The sequence below is a fragment of the Terriglobia bacterium genome (genome assembly GCA_020073185.1).
In the GTDB taxonomy this organism is placed as follows: Bacteria; Acidobacteriota; Terriglobia; order Terriglobales; family Acidobacteriaceae; genus JAIQGF01.
Genome location: JAIQFT010000022.1, coordinates 19,467 through 38,016 on the forward strand (window position 1 = coordinate 19,467; position 18,550 = coordinate 38,016).

The 18,550-nt window shown below is 63.6% G+C and carries 12 protein-coding genes; 4 read left to right on the top strand and 8 right to left on the bottom strand.

The annotated features are described in order from the left end of the window. The first annotated feature begins 141 nt into the window (after nt 1-141). Entirely contained in the window at nt 142-1,623 is a 1,482-nt protein-coding gene (locus tag LAN64_09930) for a Do family serine endopeptidase (GenBank protein MBZ5568152.1), read from the top strand. A 108-nt stretch (nt 1,624-1,731) separates the two neighbouring features. Here the strand turns inward: LAN64_09930 and LAN64_09935 are convergent, their stop codons facing one another. The 8 genes from LAN64_09935 to LAN64_09970 all read right to left on the bottom strand — a co-directional run bounded on the left by LAN64_09935 (nt 1,732) and on the right by LAN64_09970 (nt 14,167). Then, nucleotides 1,732-4,890, bottom strand: coding sequence for an efflux RND transporter permease subunit (locus LAN64_09935; GenBank protein MBZ5568153.1), 3,159 nt, complete (start codon nt 4,888-4,890; stop codon nt 1,732-1,734). Nucleotides 4,891-4,909: 19 nt separating this feature from the next. Further along, nucleotides 4,910-6,205 (bottom strand): efflux RND transporter periplasmic adaptor subunit, encoded by a 1,296-nt coding sequence (locus tag LAN64_09940; GenBank protein ID MBZ5568154.1) that lies wholly within the window; start codon nt 6,203-6,205, stop codon nt 4,910-4,912. 22 nt (nt 6,206-6,227) lie between these two features. After that, nucleotides 6,228-7,547, bottom strand: coding sequence for a TolC family protein (locus LAN64_09945; GenBank protein MBZ5568155.1), 1,320 nt, complete (start codon nt 7,545-7,547; stop codon nt 6,228-6,230). 159 nt (nt 7,548-7,706) lie between these two features. Beyond that, nucleotides 7,707-9,299, bottom strand: coding sequence for a S41 family peptidase (locus tag LAN64_09950; protein ID MBZ5568156.1), 1,593 nt, complete (start codon nt 9,297-9,299; stop codon nt 7,707-7,709). A gap of 434 nt (nt 9,300-9,733) precedes the next feature. Beyond that, nucleotides 9,734-11,173, bottom strand: a complete 1,440-nt coding sequence (locus LAN64_09955) for an ammonia-forming cytochrome c nitrite reductase subunit c552 (protein ID MBZ5568157.1) — start codon at nt 11,171-11,173, stop codon at nt 9,734-9,736. Next, nucleotides 11,170-11,661, bottom strand: a complete 492-nt coding sequence (gene nrfH / locus LAN64_09960; GenBank protein MBZ5568158.1) for a cytochrome c nitrite reductase small subunit — start codon at nt 11,659-11,661, stop codon at nt 11,170-11,172. Before nrfH ends, LAN64_09955 begins: the two co-directional genes overlap by 4 nt. 400 nt (nt 11,662-12,061) lie before the next feature. Beyond that, nucleotides 12,062-13,423, bottom strand: coding sequence for a HAMP domain-containing protein (locus LAN64_09965; protein ID MBZ5568159.1), 1,362 nt, complete (start codon nt 13,421-13,423; stop codon nt 12,062-12,064). A gap of 3 nt (nt 13,424-13,426) precedes the next feature. Next, nucleotides 13,427-14,167 (bottom strand): response regulator transcription factor, encoded by a 741-nt coding sequence (locus tag LAN64_09970; protein ID MBZ5568160.1) that lies wholly within the window; start codon nt 14,165-14,167, stop codon nt 13,427-13,429. A 548-nt stretch (nt 14,168-14,715) separates the two neighbouring features. Here LAN64_09970 and LAN64_09975 point away from each other — a divergent pair. From LAN64_09975 to LAN64_09985, 3 genes are all read left to right on the top strand, one after another. After that, nucleotides 14,716-16,077: an efflux RND transporter periplasmic adaptor subunit gene (locus tag LAN64_09975; GenBank protein ID MBZ5568161.1), complete on the top strand. Its 1,362-nt coding sequence runs from the start codon at nt 14,716-14,718 to the stop codon at nt 16,075-16,077. A gap of 234 nt (nt 16,078-16,311) precedes the next feature. Then, complete coding sequence (locus LAN64_09980) at nt 16,312-17,094, top strand: ABC transporter ATP-binding protein (protein ID MBZ5568162.1); 783 nt, start codon at nt 16,312-16,314, stop codon at nt 17,092-17,094. Between the two features lie 167 nt (nt 17,095-17,261). Continuing rightward, nucleotides 17,262-18,479: an ABC transporter permease gene (locus LAN64_09985; GenBank protein MBZ5568163.1), complete on the top strand. Its 1,218-nt coding sequence runs from the start codon at nt 17,262-17,264 to the stop codon at nt 18,477-18,479. Nucleotides 18,480-18,550: the final 71 nt, after the last annotated feature.

Consider the following 18,550-nt stretch of genomic DNA (forward strand, 5'->3'; position numbering starts at 1 on the left):
GAAATCAGATTCGTTCGGCATTAAGTACTAAACAATTAGTTGCATAACAAGGAACGAGGTGAAACAGTGAAAACATGGATCGCAAACAAGTGGAACAAACTCGCGACGCGTCCGCTGATCACGTCAGTGATCGTGCTGGCGATGCTCGCATCCTTAGGTGGATATGAGTTCGCGCGGCCAGTCGGCGTGCACGCCGCAACTGCCGCACCAGCCGCGGCGCCGCTAGACCAGGAGGACGTCAACCCAATCCTTGCGCTGGACAAAGCAATGGAAACTCTGGCGGCGCACGTCACGCCTGCAGTGGTCAATGTATCGGTCACGTCGCGGGGCAACGCGCAACTCACCGGCGACGATGACGACGCGCAGATGCCGCAGATCCCTAATTTGCCTCCGGGCTTCGGACAGTTCTTCGGACCGCAGTTCCGGCAATTCCGGCAGCGGCCGCAAATCGAGCACGGCATTGGCTCCGGGGTCATCATTTCTCCGGACGGCTACATTGTCACCAACAACCACGTCGTCGACGGCGCGCAGGACATCCGGGTCACGATGAGTGATCGCCGCGTGCTGCCTGCCAAGCTGGTCGGCGCCGACCCGCTCACCGACGTTGCGGTCATCAAGATTAACGGAAGCAATTTCGCCAGCATTCCGTGGGGCGATTCGACGCAACTGCACCCGGGCCAGACGGTGTTGGCCTTTGGCAACCCGCTCGGCTTTCGTTTCTCGGTGACGCGCGGCATTGTGAGCGCGGTCAACCGCCCCAATCCGTTCTCCGGCGACGCGCGCAAGCCGGGCGAATTCATCCAGACCGACGCCGCCATCAACCAGGGCAACTCCGGCGGGCCGCTGGTGGACGCGCGCGGCCAGGTGGTCGGGATTAACACCTTCCTCGTCTCGCCGACCGGTGGTTTTGCCGGCATGGGTTTCGCCATCCCGACCCAGGTCGCGCGTCCCACCGTCGAGACGCTGATCAAGGACGGCAAGGTCAGCCACGGCTACATGGGTATCGGCATCAGCGATGTGACTCCGGACAACGCCAGGTTCTTCCAGCGCAGCCAAGCGACGGGCGCGGTCGTCACCCAAGTCGAACCCGACATGCCGGCTGCCCAGGCCGGCCTGCGCATTGGCGACGTCATCACCGAGGTCGACAGCCAGAAGGTCGAGGACGCCGGGCAGTTGCAGGTCTTGATCGGCCAGAAGCGCCCTGGAAGCAAGGTCAACCTCCAGGTCGAGCGCGACGGCAAGAACATGACCCAGCCGGTCACGCTGGAGGAAATGACACGGCGCGGCAGCGCCCATTCCGCCTCCGGGCAGGAGCACGGCAAAGCGCGCTGGGGCCTGGGACTCACCGACCTCAGCTCCGATGCGCGCCAGCAACTCGCTCTGCCCAACGGCTCAAAGGGAGCGCTGGTAGCCCGCGTTGAGCCTGGCAGCCCGGCCGACAACGCAGGAATATCGCAGGGCGATATCGTTCTGGAGGTAAACCGGAAGGAGACCTCAACCGCGGCAGATGTCTCGCAGGCGCTGGGGAAAATTCCCGACGGCGAGGATGCGCTGCTGCTGGTCCGCTCCAACGGCGGCAACAGCTTCCGCGTACTGCACCCGGCGGAGAAGCCGGCAAGCTAACCGTTCTCAGAAACCGCAGCCACTTCCCAACAGGCGGCCCACTCCGGCCGCCTGATTTTTTCTCGGGAAACAGCAGTGTGGGAGGTTTCGCGCAAACCGAACCGATGGCTATTCGTTCGCCGCTCCCGCCGCCGGGTGGCGTTCCGGCGTGAGGTTGAAGTGCACCGCTGGGGTGATGATCAGCGACAGCGCCATCGAGATCAGGATGCCGCCGATCACCGCGATGGCCAGCGGCTGCAGCATCTGCGATCCCGCCCCCCAGGCCAGTGCCAGCGGCAACAGCCCGGCGGCCGCCGCCAGCGCCGTCATCATGATCGGCCGCAGACGCCGCCGTCCCGCTTGCACCATCGCTTCCTGCGGCGAGAACCCCAGCGCGCGAAACTTCTGCTCAGCGTCGAGCAGCAGGATCCCGTTCTTCGCCACGATTCCTACCACCATGATCAGCCCCATGAACGAGGCTATGTTAAACGTCGTTCCGGTAATCAACAGGGCGAAGAATACGCCCGCCGTGGACAGCAGCGCCGAAGCCAGGATCGCCATCGGCGCGGCAAACGTGCGGAACTCGAACAGCAGCACGATGAATACTAGCACCACCGCCAGCAACAACACCATCATCAGATCGCGAAACGAGCGCTGCTGCTCCTGATACGTTCCACCGTACTCCACGCGGATGCTCTGCGGCAGCTTCCGAGATGCGACCGCTCTCTGCACCGCGGCCACGCCGCTGCCCAAGTCGCGTCCTTCCAGGCGCGCCGTGACCGCGACATCCCGTTGCAGATTTTCCCGCCGAATCTCCGTCTGGCCGGGCAGTTCGGTCAGCGTAGCCAGCGAGCCGAGTGTTGCAGTCCGCCCCGTCGGACTGGTCAGCAGGGTGTTCTTCATCATGTCGAGGGATGCCCGATATTGTTCCGGGAAGCGCACGCGCACCGTGTACGCGCGATCGTTGGTGATGACCGGCGTGGCGGCCGGTTCGCCTTCCAGGATCGCGGTCGCATCAATCGCCACCTCCTCCGGCGTGAAGCCGGCGCGCGCCGCGGCTGCTGGGTCCACATGGAACACGATGGCCGGCCCGCTGATCGTGTTGTCAATCCCGTTCAGCACGTCCACGACGCCGGGGATTTTTTTGATGGCATCGGCCACGCGCGGTGCCCAGTCGCGCAACTCCTGCGCGTTCTGGGAGAACAGCTTGACCTGGATCGGCTCCGGCGCCGACGTTAGATCCCCGATCATGTCCTGCAGGACCTGGATGAACTCGACCTCGATCGCCGGTTCCTGCCGCGCGATGTCGGAGCGCACTTCGGCAATGATTTCCTCAATGTCGCGTCGCCGGCCCTGCTTCAGCTTGACCGAGATGTCGCCCGTGTTGGCTTCCGTGACCGCCGCCAGCCCGAGTTGCATTCCGGTGCGCCGCGACGTGCTCTCCACCTCGGGAATCTTGCGCAGCATCTGCTCGATGTGCCCCACCACACGATCGGTCTCCTGCAGCGCACTGCCCGCCGGCATGATGTAGTCGATGATGAAGCCGCCTTCGTCCATCTCCGGCAGCATGTCGCTGCCCAGGCCGCGATAGCTCGCGTACGCCGCGACCATCAGCACCAGGCTGCCGATCGCCATCCACAGTGGCCGCGCCAGCGCGATGTGCAGCGTGCGTTCGTAGAACCGGACGACCCGGCCGAACCATCCGCCGAGCGATTCTTCTTCTGCCGCCAGCAGCGATTCGCCGAGATTGCCCGGCGTGAAGGTCCGCGGACTTCGGCCGCGCTCACGGAGAAGGAACTGGCTCAGGTTCGGTGTCCAGCTCAGCGCCAGCGCCAACGATGTGAACAGCGCCACGCCCACGGTGATCGCCAGTGCGCGAAAGAACGTGCCCGTCACCCCGGTGATTGATATCAGCGGCAGAAACACGACGACCGGGGTGACCGTGGACCCGATCAGCGGCGCGGTGATTTCGTGCAAGGCGCTGTGGATCGCCTCCAGCAGCGGCTGCCCGGCCTCGCGGTGCAGTACGATGTTTTCTACCACCACGATGGCGTCGTCAATTACCAGCCCCACCGCCGCTGCCAGCCCGCCCAACGTCATCAGGTTGAAACTTTGCCCCAGCATTTTCAGCACGATGAACGTGACCAGGATCGTCACCGGAATCACCAGTCCGGCTACAATCGAGCTGCCCCAGTCCCTCAGGAACAGCACCATGACCGCCGAGGCCAGCACCAGCCCGATCAGGATCGCATCGCGCACGCTCTTGATGGACTCACCCACGATCGTGGACTGATCGTAATACGACTCAAGCTGCACGCCCGCCGGTAACGTTTTCCGCATGCGTTCGACTTCGTCGTGCACTTCCGACGCCACCTGCATGGTGTTGCTGTCCGGCTGGCGGTTGATGCTGAGCAGCACCGCCGGCTGCCCGTTGGCGGTGATCCGCGTGTACACCGGCTTTACGCCCGCCGTGACCTGCGCCACATCACCGACGTGGACGGGTACCCCCTGCTGCGTCGTCTTCACCACGATGTTGGCGATCTCCGCCGGGTCGCGCACCTGCGCGCTGACCAGCGCCAGGCCGAGTTCGTGGCCCTGTGCCATCAGTCCGGGGGAATCAATCAGGTTCGTCCGCCGCACCGCGTCGAGCAGGTCGCTGATTCTCACCCCGGCCCGCAGAAGCTGTGCCGAATCTGGCACGATGTGAAATTCCGGCTCCTGTCCGCCCTGCACCAGCACGGTGGATACGCCGTCCAGCCGGTTCAATCGCGGCTTGATCTCGTACGTCGCCAGTTGCCACAGATCTGTTTGCGGCACCGTGGATGACGTCAGGCTGTAGCCGAGGATGGGAAAGCTGGCGAACGTCAGGCGATGGCTGTCGATCTTGGCGGTCGAGGGCAGCGACGACTGTACCCGGCTCAGCGCAGCGTCCACCAACTGCAGCGTCTCCACTGGGTCCACGTTCCAGTTGAAGAACAGGTCCACCTCCGCTGAACCTCGGCTGGTGATGGACCGCACCGACTCCAGCCCTGGCACGATGTTCACGGCTTCCTCCACCGGACGCGTGATTGTGACCATCATTTGATCAATCGGCATGACGCCGTTATCAATGCCGATTACGATGCGCGGAAAATTCGTCGCCGGAAAGACGGCAACGGGGATGGTAAACGCCACGTACGCGCCTAGCAGGGCGAGGCTGACGATCAGGAAGATGATGGGCCGCGACAGGCGCGCGAACCAGTACGGCGATTCGTCCGCCGGCGGATGCTGCCGCGCGCGATCGAGAATGGAGCGCAGTCCCACCCGCTCAGTCCTGTTTGCCGGCGGGCGCGCTCGGTCCCTCGTGGCTCGCCCGGGCCGGTTCGCTCTCCACCTGCACGCGCGTGTTGTCGGGCAGGCCGAAGGCGCCCTCGGTGATCACGTTGTCGCCAGGCTTCAGCCCGCTGGCGATCTGGACATCGTTCCCCTGTTGCACTCCCACCTTTACTGCCTGTTGGTGCGCGCGGCTATCCGGCCCGACAACCATTACCGAAGTCGCTCCTTCGCCATTCTTCAGTAACGCCGAGGCCGGCACCACAATCGCGTCCGCAACTCTTACGGCGATCATCTCCAGCTCGACGTTGGACCCGGGACGCAGCTTCTGCCCGGGATTGGCCGCCTCCACCCACACCTCCACCGTAGTGGAATTCGGATCCAGCGCCGGGCTGACGATTGTCACCTTTCCAGCGATTTTTTCATCGCTCCCCGGCGTCGTGATGGTTGCCGCATCGCCTGCCTTCAGCAGCGCTGCCTGCTCCTGCGGGATGTGAGCCCGCGCGACCACTTGCGCAACATCCATCACCGTGATCAGGGGCGTCCCTGCGGTCGACATCTCGCCCGGGTACAACGGGCGGTCCGTCACCACGCCCGCAATCGGGCTGTGCACCTCGCTATAGTTCAGTTGCGCCTGCGATCCCGCGTACTTCCCCTGCGCCGCCTCCAACTGTCCCTGCGCCGCTTTCAGCGCCTGCCGCTTTCCGCCTGCCTGCAACGCCTGCAGATGTTTCTGTGCGATGTCGTACTGGTTTTGCGCCTGTACGTACGCCACTTCCGCCTGGTCCAGATCCTTGCGCGGCAGTGCGCCCTGCCTGTACAGATCTTGCCGGCTGACGTACATCTTCCGAGTCGCATCCAGCGACTCCTTCGCCGCCTGCACGTCGAGTTCGGCCTTGCGCCATTCCTCGGGCAAATTCGCTTTCACCGCGGTTTCGTAGGTCGCCTGCGCCTGATCGTAGGCGCCCTCGTTCTCGGTACTCGCCGCTGCCAGGTCCCTGTTCTCCAGCACCGCCAGCAGTTGACCGCGATGAACTTTGTCGCCGCGCTGTACCAGGAACTTGCTGACCGGCGCGCTGATCTTCGGCGTGATCGCCGCTTCGCGGATGGGATAGAGCACGGCCTCGGCCTGCACCACGCGCTCGATGGTCGTCCGCTTCGCCGGCGCGACTTGCACCCTTACCACCGGCCCCCGTTTCGCGGCTTCTTGGGAGCAGCCGGACAGGCCTGCCGCTGCCAGCACTGCACAGCACAGCAACGGCGCGATGCGGTTCCATGTGCGGTCCAGCATGATCATCTTGTCCCCGGGCGAACTAGAAGGTCCCGGTCAGCGTCTGCAGGTTGGCGAGCGCGACTCGATACCGCGCTTCTCCGTCGTCATAGGCGTTGCGCGCCTGCACCAGCGTGTTCTGTGCATCCACCACTTCCAGCGCCGTTGCCTCACCCGCCTGGTAACGTAGATCGGTGAGCCGCAGGCTGTCTGCCGCCAGCTCTGCCGAACTTCGCAAGGTGTCCAACTCCGTGCGCGCCGTGGATGCGTCAGCATAAAGCGCCCGCATGTTGCTTTGCAATTGTCGCTGGGCGAATGTTAACTCCACCTGCGCCTGCCTGCGCCGCAAGGACGCTTGCTTCACCTTGCTCCGCAGCGCGCCCCAATCCCAGATGGGAATGCTCAGCGTGGCCTCGGCGGCATATCCCAGGTTGCGGACCCCGCCGGTATAGGTCGCGAAATGAGCGGCGTCAATGCCGTACCAGTAATCGAAGGTGAGCGACGGAAAATGCGTCGCCCACGCCACCTGTACCTCGCGTTGTGCGACTTCCAGGGATGCGCCTGCCGCCCGCAGCTCGGGATTGTTCTTCTGTGCCGCCTGCGTCACCTCCGCAAAACTGGCTAGCGGCGGCGCAAAATGCAAGTCGTCCACGACACTAAAATCCTGCGTGAAATGTGGGAACAGCAGCACTGCCAGCGCCAGCCGGGCTTTGTCCATGGCCAGCCGCGCCTCCTGGAAATCGCGCCGCCGGTCATTGAGCTGGAGCTGCGCCTTGATCGCGTCTGAGTGCGCCACCTCGCCGCCACTCTCCAACTCCTGGCTGATCTTGAAAAAGTGCTCCGCCTCCGCCTTCGCTTCTTGCGCGCTCGCATATTTCCGCTGCGCCACCACGTATCCGTAATAATTCTCCACCACGGTGACCGCCAGCCCGCGCGTGGCCACCTCCGCCTTGGCGCGCGCTAACGCCTCCGCCGCTCCCGACCGCCTGTACTCGGCAATCTGCCCCCACCCCAGGTTTAGCGCCTCATGCGCATTCCCTTGCGCCAGGTACTCGTGGACTGCGTTGTTCGCAATGAACAGGCCGGAGGGCGTGCCGTTGCCCTGCGTGTAGAGGTAGGAAGTTGTGTAACTGATCGTCGGCAGCATCGCCGCGCGCGCCTGCACGCGTTCCTGGTGCGCGATTTCCGCCTCGGTGTTCGCCGCCAGCAATTGCGGCATGATCCCGCGTGCCCGCTGCAGAGCGTCCTGCAACGTAATCGTCAGCGGCGGATTCTGTTGTGGCGTCGTCTCGGCTACCTGCGCACAAGCGGACGTGCCCACCAACAGGGTCAGCAAACAGCTCGCAATTCTCTCTCGCCGCATCCCACCCCTCTCCTTTGCGAAACTGGTGACTCGCGTCACACAACTGACGTCCAGCCCAAGAATGGCAGGGGCGGCACCCTGGGGGCCGCCCACCACTACTACTCTCGACGTTCCTGGTCTGCCACAGCGTTCCAAACCCAGAACGCCTGTTGCTTGCTGCTACTGCTTCGAAGCTGGGCCGCCCATGGCTCTTGCCGCCAGGATGCGCCGCGCGTTTTCGCTAAGCTGATTCGCTTGTGGCAGTAGCGCGACGGCTTTCGCCACTTCCGGGTCTGCTTCCGCCTTCGCTTGCAGCCCTGCGTCCAGGCCAAAGACCTCGGTGACCAATTCGACCTTGATACCAGACTTCACCCAGTCCAGGTTCTGCTGCAGGTCGGCCTCGGTCCACGGCGCCTTTTTTTCGTTGAGGAACTCGCGGAACTGCTGCAGCACCTGCTCGTCGACGCTGAAACTCTTCGACACCTGGTGATTGCTCAGGTATCGCTTCGCGAAATCGAAGAAGACGTAGCGGATCTGCATCTCGTTCTGAAAGTGGTTCGGCTTCGGGGTGGCGAATTTCACGTCCGGCGTGATGCCGTCGCCGCCGTACACGATCCGCCCGCTGTCGGTCGTCTTTGCCTCCCGGCCCACGATGCTGTCTTCGCTGCCCGCGCCGTTGTAATAATCGTAGAGCGACATGCCCGTGTACTTGCGCTGGATGAGCCGCCCGCTCGGCGTGTAGTATCTCGCCGTCGTCAGCGCTATTCCGGTCTTGTCCGACAGCGGATACACCGTCTGCACCAGGCCCTTGCCGAACGTGTTCTCGCCCAGCACCAGCCCGCGGTCGTGGTCCTGGATCGCGGCCGACACGATCTCCGCCGCTGACGCCGTGCCGCGGTTCACCAGCACCACGATTGGATAATTCTTGCCTCCGTTGCCCTTCTTCGCGCGATACACAATTTCCGGCGACGACCGCCCGCGCTGCGACACCACCACCGCCCCCTTCGGCAAAAACTGGTCGGACACCGCGACCGCTTCCTTCAGCAGTCCGCCCGGGTCCTGTCGCAGATCGAGAATCAAACCGCGCAGGTCGCCGAAATCGGCCAGCGCTTTGTCTAGTTCGCTTTCCGTGGTCTCAATAAACGAACCGATGTGGAGATACCCGATCCCCGGCTGGATCAGGAAGTGCACGTCCACGCTATGACGCGGAATCTCGTCGCGCGTCACCGTGAACTCCAGCGGCTTTTGCGCGCCCTCGCGCAATATCGTGATGTGCACCTGCGAACCACGCGGGCCCTTCACCAGGTCCGCCACATCCGCCGTGGTCATGTTGTCCGTGGATTTGCCGTCCACCGCCATAATGACATCGCCGGCGCGAACCCCCGCCCGATAGGCAGGCGCGCCGACGAACGGCGAGATCACAACGATCTTGTCGCCGCGCGGCCCGATCTCCATGCCGACGCCGAAATAATTTCCGCGCTGCTCCTCGTTGAGCTGCGCAAAAGCCTTGGGATTGAAGAACGTCGAGTGCGGATCCAGCGAGCGCAGCATGCCTGGGATCGCCCCGTCATAGATCGCTTTGTCGGGCTTCACCGCTTCGGCATAGTTCTGCTCCACCACGTCGTACACCTGCGTGAACTGCCGCAGATTTTGTTGCATGTCCGCATCGCTGCTTTCCTGGGTTTGGGTTCGTTGACCGAAGACCACGCCCAGCAATCCGGACGCGGCAAGAATCAGAACAAGGGCGAGGAGAGTTCGATTCGACTTGAACATAAGGTGGTCGCCAACCAGGCGCAACTACACTCACTCCTTTACATAGGATGCTCTGCCCGCGCCCGCGGCTCCGCTACTCTTCCCGTTCGGCTGATTTTTTTTAGCCCCCGCGAATCCGCCGCGTCTCCGGCGCCCGCGAGGGATTTTCCCAGGCCGGCACCATGTCACCTTGAGCTGTGACTTGCATCACACCACGGTAGGCTGCAATTGCGGCACACTACCTCCAAGTTCGCCGGACCGGGTGGGGTCTCATAGCTGGGTCACCATTCATCGGCCGATCATCCCCGCCCTCCGGCTCTTCATGCTTCCAGCCTCAACTTCATCGCAGACCCCAGCCTGTGCGCACTATTCGGCTAACTCCTAACTCCCAGCTACCAAAGAATAACGCCCGGCGATCTTCTGCCGGGCGAGGGCGCCGATGTGCAACGCTTCAGTTATTTTCCCCTAGGAGCTGACTGCAAACTCGCTTTCTGCATGGGCGCCGTCGGGCTCGCGGTGCTGCGCAGCGACAACTGCCCCAGCCGGCAGAAGTTGATCGCCTCCGCCAGCATGCGCGTGGATTCCTGCGGCGCGTGGAAGCCCATCGAGTTCTCCGACATCGCAAAGTCGAGGTAGAAGCTCGCCTTGCGCTGATAATCGCGCGCCCGTTCCAGCTCCGCATCCGTCGCGCCGTTCTTTTTGGCCGCGTTGATGTCGCGGATCAAGTCCATCAGCGCGTCCATGGCCACGTTGCGCTCGTTGAAGAACCGGGTCTGGATTTCTTCGACGCGCCCCTTGATTTCCTTCTCGTCCCAGTGATGGCACTGCTGGCACGCCCGGTTGATGTTCAGCAGCGGGCTGCGCACGTGGTGGTCGCTGATCTTCAGCGCGCCCTCGCGCCGGTACGGCATATGGCAGTCAGCGCAGGCCACGTTGGACCGCGCGTGAATTCCCTGGCTCCACATCTCGAATTCCGGATGCTGTGCCTTCAGCATCGGCGCCCCGGTGTCGCCGTGCACCCAATCCTTGAATTTCTCGTCGTCGTAGAACTGGACGATGTTCTCCACCGCCACGCCCTTCGACCACGGGAACGTCAGCCGTTTGTCCTGGCCCTTGAAGTAATATTCGACATGGCACTGCGCGCACACGTAGGTGCGCAACTCCTGCAGGGTCGCCTGCTTGTTGACGTCGAAATCCGGCACGCCCTGCGACGCCTTCAACGCCCGGATGCCCTCGATGAACGCCGGCCGCGAAATGCGCAACTGCATCGTGGTTGGCTCGTGGCAGTCGATGCACGCCACCGGGTGCTTCACCAGCTTCACTGCCTCGGCGTACGGCAGCTTGCTGATCTTCTCGAAGCCCTTGGTGATGTCGCCCTCGCCCTGTTCCAGGTATGCCTTGTACAGCGACGCGTGGCAATTCAGGCAGGTGCCCGGCTGCTTGGCGAACTTCTGCCGCCCCGTATACTTCTGGTCCGCCAGCATCCATTCGTGTCCGCGGCGCTCCCGATAGTCCGCCGAGAACGCGTAGCCGGCCCACATCGCCTTCAGCCGCGGATCTTTCGCCAGGTTGGAACGCGACACCGTGGGCCGCGGATCCTCCGGCGTCGGCGAGCGCAGCTCCGCTTCATCTCCGCCGAACTTTGTCGCCGCCTCCTGCTTTGTCCGCAGGTAGAGGCCGTACTGCATGGGGAAGTTCGTGCCCCACTTCGCCGGGTCGTCGATCTTGTCGCTCAGTTCCACCGTCTTGAAGAACGGGTTCTTCGCCTCCTGCCGGTGCTCGAAGATGTTCACCAGCAGCCCGGTCGCGGCCACGGCGGCAATCGCCGCCAGCACCACCGTGATCGTCAGCAGGCGCCGATTGATGGTTGCTTCTTTCGCTGTCTCGTTGCTCATGGCAGGTTCCCTTCCAGAGAAGTGTTGGTGGAAGCCACCGCTTCCGAATGTCCGCTCGACGCGTGGCAGCGGATGCAGCTCATCTGCGCCGCTTCCCGGTGCGTGCCCTCCACCGCCGCTACCACGTCCTGGTGACAATTGCGGCAAGCCTCTTCCGTCACCCGGTGATTGCGATTCTTCATTTGAATGGAATCCGGAAACCGTCCCGACGTGAATGCCAGCGAGTGGAAGAATCCGTTGCTGGTCTTGGTCGCGTACTTGGCCAGCAGCCCGGGCGGCGTGTGGCAGTCATTGCACTTGGCCGCCGCGTGATGGCTCCCCTTCTGCCACCCGCTGTAGTACTCCTTCATCACGTGGCAGTTGGTGCACGACTCGGGATTGTTCGACAGGTAGGAGTAGCCGCGCGCATAAATGAAGGTGTAGGACCCCACCCCCAGCGCCACTCCCAGCAGGATGCCTAGCGCGACCGTGGCCGTCTTCGCTCTCATTTGCCCGCCCCGCATAGCGATACCGTAGGGCACGGGTTTCTGATCCGTGCGCACGAACCCTCGCTCATCCGCGATTCTCGGTCCGCGCTCACGCCCCCGCAGTGATGAGCATCACCTCGTCATGTCACCTCCAACACCTCTCCCGGTGACGCCAGATTCCCTGTGACCCGCATCACCATTGCCTGTGCGCACGCTTCGCACGTGACACGCGCAAGCGGCACACGCGTCCTCGCCTGTATCGCCCGTCAGTCTGTCATCCTGTACTCGCGCCTGGTTTTGCCGCGAACGGAGAGCTATGTTTGTTGGAGGATAGGAGCGACCGGGAACCACAGAGCAGCAATCAAACTAAGGCCCGCAAATTACAAATTGCCAATCCAAAATTGCAACATTACGAATCAACTCACCCGCACTGCGTCGGCACCCTGATCTTCACCACCAACCCGCCCCCTGGCGCATTGGCCGCCGCCACCGTTCCGCCGTGCAGTCGCACCGCGCGATCGGCGATCGCCAATCCCAGTCCCACGCCCCCGGTTTGGCGCTCGCGAGCGTTGGCCACGCGGTAAAACGGACGGAACAAATTCTGCAGTTCCGAATCCGGCGCGCCCGGGCCGTGATCGCGCACCGTGATCTCCGCGTTCGAATCGAGGTTCGCCAGCGTGATCTCCACTTCGCTGCCGCTGGCGGTGTACCGTACGGCATTGCGCACCACGTTTTCCACTGCGCTGCGCAGCAACTCCGGGCTGCCCTCGGTCGCGCACTCGATGTTGCCCACTACTCGCACCGTGCAATTCCGCTCTTGCGCTTCGAACTCCGCATCGGCTGCCACTTCCTTCACCATCTCGTCCAACTGCACGCGAGATTTTTCCGGCGGTATGGCCGCGCCCTGCATGCGCGCCAGCGACAGCAGCTTTCCGATCATCTCGTTCAATCGCTCGGCCTCGAGCTCAATCCTGTCCAGTGACGACGCAGCCTCCGCGCCTGCTCTTTGCCGCGCCAGTCCCAGCGCCACGTTCAACCGCGCCAGCGGCGACCGCAGCTCGTGCGAGATGTCGCTGAGCAGTTGCCTTTGGCTCATCATCAGCCGTTCGATCCGGTCCGCCATCTGGTTGAAGTCGTGTACCAGTTCGCCGAGTTCATCGCGCCTGCCCTCCAGTTTCGCGGGCGCGCGCGCGCTCAGGTCGCCCGCCGAAAGTGCGTGCGTCGCCAGCCGCAGCCGCAGGATGGGACGCGTCAGGTACAGCGTCAACAGGTAACAGATCAGTCCGGAAAGCAGGATGGCCGCGGCCCACTGTTCGATCTGCGCCCGCGCCAGTCGCCGCACCGTGCCTACCGGCCCCCGCGGCATCTCCGCCACCATGATGTACACTCGCCCGGACGGCCCGATCGTGCGTTGCGCCGCCGATGCCGTCGACCCTTGGATGAGGAACGCCGGCTCCCCGCCCTGGCCCGCGTGCGGCGCCAGCTCGCGCATGCTTTTCGACGCTTTGCCCGCGATCGGCTGCCCGTTTTCGTCGAACAGCGCCGCCCGAATGTGCGACGACACTTCCAGCCGCTGAAAGTAATTATTCAGCGCCACCATGCCGTAGCGGTCCAGTTCCTCCGCCGCCGATTGCGCATAGAGCGCCACCGCGTCGCTGGTTGCCCCGCGCCAGCGCGACACGATCACCTCCGGCTGGATGCCCCAGGTATAAATCAGCACCGCGCCGACCACGACCAGCGTCACCCAGAAAATCAGGAAGATCTTGAGGAACAGGCTGCGCATCGCTTAGCATCCCCCCTCGTCCGGGGTCCCCGGCAGGCCCGCTGTTGGCCTGCTGGGGGGGTCGCTCGGCCGCGCGAACACGTAACCGACGCCGCGAATCGTCTTGATCCGCTCCGCTCCGTCCCCGTCCCCCAACTTCTTCCTCAGTTTGCTGACGTGCATGTCAATACTGCGATCGTACGGCATGAACTTGCGCCCCAGCACCGTTTGCGCCAACTGGTCGCGCGTCACCACCTGTCCCGCGGCCCGCATCAGGGCTTCCAGCATTCCGAACTCCACCGACGTCAATTCCACCGGCTCGCCCGCGCGCCACACGGCGCGCGCCGCCGGGTCTAGTTCCACGTCGCCCACCGTGATCTTCTCCAGCGACGGGGACGTCGGCGGTTGCGTGCGCCGCAGGATGGCCCGAATGCGCGCCATCAGCTCGCGCGGGTTGAACGGCTTCGGCAAGTAGTCGTCGGCGCCGATCTCCAACCCGACAATCCGGTCCACGTCGTCACCCCTCGCCGTCAGGATCAGCACCGGTACTCGCGACTCCGCCCGCAGCCGCCGCAGCACATCCAACCCGTTCATCCCGGGCAGCATCACGTCCAGCACGACGATCGCGTGCTCGCCCGAAAGCGCCCGCTTCAGGCCTTCTTCGCCGTTGTGCACCGCCTCGGCTTCGAACCCCTCCGGCGTCAGGTACTCCGCCACCAGCTCGCACAGCTCCACGTCGTCATCGACAATCAGCACACGTTCCATCTTGCTTCCTGCGGTGCAATCCTCAAATATATAGATAAACGCTGGCTCTGCAGAAATATCGAAATCAAGCTCAACCTGCGCCGGGACGCGGCCGAGACCGGCCAACCTGGGTCGTCGTGCGAGTCGACGGACCTTGCATTTTCCGCGCCCCTCAGCCTTAGGTTGTACACCGCCGTCTTGAACCGACCCCTGACTTTACAAACCTTTACTCTTCTTGACGACTCTTTACCTGCTGACGCCGTCCGCTGTGCTTAACTGTCGGAAGAACCGGTGCTCGCCCAAGACCCGGGCACCAGGCCAGCGGCTGAGCCTCTTGTACCAGCCGCTGACCCCGCGGGACCAGCGGCCCCTTTCATGCTCCTCCGAACGGGCCAACCGGGGCCGCTCTCCCGCGCTTCCCGTATCGGCCAACGACTAACGACTAGCGACTCCGGCCAACGACTACCGACTGCCTACCGCACTTACAAACCTTTACTCCTCGCTGACCGACTCTTTACCCGCACAGCTTCTGCATCCGGGTTCAATCGAGTAGCAGTCGGAGAAATCTTATGAAATACCTCAAGAGCAAATGGATGGTTGTCGCGGCTCTGGTGATTGCGGTCGGCATATTCGCCGCCTTCGACTTCGGCCGCACGTCTGCACCGCAGTATTTCACCTCCAGCGTGGAGCGCGGCGACATTCACGACGTCGTCGAAGCCACCGGCACCATCAACGCGGTCACCACCGTGCAGGTCGGCTCGCAGGTTTCCGGGACCATTTCCAAGCTGTCCGCCGACTTCAACTCGCACGTCAAGAGCAACCAGGTGATTGCCGAAATCGATCCCGCGCTCTTCCGCGGTGCGCTGTTGCAGGCGCAGGCCGATCTCCAGGACGCGCGCGCCAACCTCGCGGCTGCTAAAGCCGGTCTGGTAAAGGCGCAGGCCACCGCCGAGCAGGCTTCCGCCGACTACGCGCGCAACACGGCGCTCGCCAAGGAAGGCGTGGTCGCGCAGCAGCAACTCGACCAGGCCAAGGCGAACCACGATACCGGGCTGGCTGGCGTGAATGCCGCCAAGGCGCAAGTCGCGCAGGCCGAGGCGCAGGTCTCGCAGAAAGCCGCGGCGGTTGCGGTGGCGCGGACCAATCTCGGCCACACCATCATTCGCTCGCCCATTGACGGCACCGTGGTCGCCCGCAACATCGACGTCGGCCAGACCGTCGCCGCCTCCTTGCAGGCGCCGACGCTGTTCAACATCGCGCAGGACCTCACCAAAATGCAGGTCTATGCCGCCACCGACGAAAGCGACGTTGGCCAGATGCAGGTCGGCCGGCCAGTGACCTTCAAGGTGGACGCTTTCCCACGCGACACTTTCCGCGGCGTGGTTTCGCAGGTCCGCATGAATCCCACGACCGTGCAGAACGTCGTCACCTACAACACGATCATTGACTTCGACAATCCGGACACCAAGCTGTTTCCGGGCATGACCGCCTACCTGACCATTCCCGTTGCCAGCGCGACCAACGTAGTCAAGGTTCCCAACGGTGCGCTGCGCTTCACGCCCGACCTGAAGCCGGAGCAGATTGCCGCGCTCGAGCAGCAGGCCGGCATCACGCCGAAAACTTCCTCGCGCCCGGGCAAGACCCGCAGTGCCAGCGGCGCTGGCGCAAACGCACTGGCGCAGCAGCCGCGTCCGGCCTCGCAGGACACTGCGATTGTCTGGAAGCAAACCGCGGACAAGAAGCTCGTTCCAGTGCAGATCAAGACCGGCATCACCGACCACACTTTCACTGAGGTTGCGCAGGTGCTGCATGGCGCGATGAATCAGGGCGATCAACTCGTGACCGGATCCGCTTCGAGCTCCAAACCCGCCAGCGCAAGCAGCGGCTCCGCGCCAGGCATGGGCGGCGCCCCGCGCGTAGGCGGAAGGTAAGGAACTGTGTGGCGCGGGTCTCCGACCCGTGTTGACTAGGATTGTGCGACACACGCGCCCTCGCATGTGCCAGGTGGAAGCGCAGGGCAGCGAAACGGGGTCCGAAGCAGTCCGGGGCTTCAGCCCCGGAGAGCGCGGCGCGCGACAGTTCATAGCCCGGGACGTAAGTCCCGGGTGAGACCAGAAAAGATTACAACAGAGTCCCGTAGGGACGGCACAATGAACAAGGAAACTATGGCAACCGTACTCCAACCCGATCTCGCAACCACGCAACGCGACCTGCAGAACGTTATTTCCGTCGCCGACGTGCACAAGTACTACGACCTCGGCGAGACCAAGGTGCACGCCCTGCGCGGCGTCTCGCTCGACATCCAGCACGGCGAGTTTGTCGCCATCATGGGCTCCAGCGGCTCCGGCAAGTCCACCTTCATGAACCTGCTCGGCTGCCTCGACAAGCCTAGCAGCGGCCGCTACTCGCTCAACGGCACCGACGTCTCCGAACTCGACAAGAACGCGCTCGCCGCCATTCGCAACCGCGAGCTCGGCTTCGTCTTCCAGGGCTTCAACCTGTTGGCGCGCACCACTGCGCTGGAGAACGTCGAGCTGCCGACGCTCTACGCGCGCCTCGACAAGAACGAGCGCACCGCGCGCGCCGAGAAGGCGCTGAACATGGTGGGGCTCGGCGACCGCATGGACCACTTCCCGTCGCAACTCTCCGGCGGGCAGCAGCAGCGCGTTGCCATCGCGCGCGGCCTGGTGAATCAGCCTTCGATCCTGCTGGCCGACGAGCCTACCGGAAACCTCGACAGCCGCACCTCGGTCGAGATCCTGCAGATTTTCCAGGAACTCAACGATCAGGGCCTGACCATCGTGCTGGTCACGCACGAGCCTGACATTGCGCAGTTCGCCAAACGTATCGTGGTCTTCCGCGACGGCAAGATTCGCCGCGACGACGTGGCTCGCAATCGCCCGCGCGCCGCCGATGTCTTGTTGAAGATGCCGACGGCGGAAGATTAGTTTTGGGAAGGGCGCGGCTTCAGCCGTGCCGAATGGCGTGTTTCTAGGTTTGTCATTCCGGGCTTCAGCCCGCGAGGAATCTGGTTTTACCGAGAACCGACAACCGATAACCGACAACCCGATGGACCGACGAACCGAAAGACCGATAGACTTAAGAGAGTAGCTATATGGAATTCGCAGCCATTTTGAAAATCGCTCTCCGCGCTCTTGCCCGCAACAAGATGCGCTCCGTGCTCACCATGCTGGGCATCATCATCGGCGTCGGCGCCGTCATCGCCATGGTGGGCGTGGGCCAGGGCGCGCAGCAAAAGGTCCAGGACCAGATCGCTTCCATGGGCACCAACCTGCTCTTCATTTCCAGCGGCACGGTCACCCGCGGCGGCCTGCACATGGGCTGGGGCCAGACCAAGACCCTCGTCTACGACGACATGAAGGCCATCCAGCGCGAAATCCCCACCGTCGCCAAAGCCGCGCCCGGCAGCGGCACCAGCGCGCAGGTGGTTTTCGAAAACCAGAACTGGTTTACGCGCGTCAACGGTACCGAGCCGCAGTATTTCGACATTCGCGACTGGCCCATCGTCGCTGGTTCCAGCTTCTCCCAGGACGACGTCACCCAGTCTGCCAACGTCGCCGTCCTCGGCGCGACCGTGCGCCAGAACCTGTACGGCGCCACCGACCCGATCGGCACCACCATCCGCATCGGCACCCTGCCCTTCCAGGTGGTGGGCGTGCTCGCCGCCAAGGGCCAGACCGGCATGGGCCAGGATCAGGACGATACCGTGGTCGTGCCCATCACCACGCTGCAGAAGAAAATCACCGGCCAAAACTGGCTGCAGTTCATCATGGTTTCGGCGGTCTCGCAGCCGGCCACCTACGCCGCCCAGCAGCAGATCAGCTTGCTGTTGCGCGACCGCCACCGCATCCGTCCCGGACAGGACGACGATTTCTTCGTCCGCAACCTGGCCGACATCGCCGAGCTCGCCGACCAGTCCTCGCGCGTCATGACCTTGCTGCTGGCCTCCATTGCCGGCGTCTCGCTGATCGTGGGCGGCATCGGCATCATGAACATCATGCTGGTGTCGGTAACCGAGCGCACCCGCGAGATCGGCATCCGCATGGCCATCGGCGCCACCGAGCAGGACGTGCAGCGCCAGTTCCTGAGCGAGTCGGTGGTGCTCAGCCTGATCGGCGGGGCGATTGGAATCGTCTTCGGCGTCGGCTCCTCGCTGGTGATCACCAAGACGCTGGGCTGGGCAGTTCTGATTTCGCCCATGGCCATCGTTGCCGCGGTGGTCTTCTCGATGGCGGTCGGCATCTTCTTCGGCTTCTATCCGGCGCGCAAGGCCGCACACCTGGATCCCATCGAAGCGCTCCGGTTCGAATAAACCGAGGCTCGGGGTCACTCTTCGGCAGATCCTATCGAAGTCCTGCGGTTGAAGTAGCGGAGGCGTCGTCC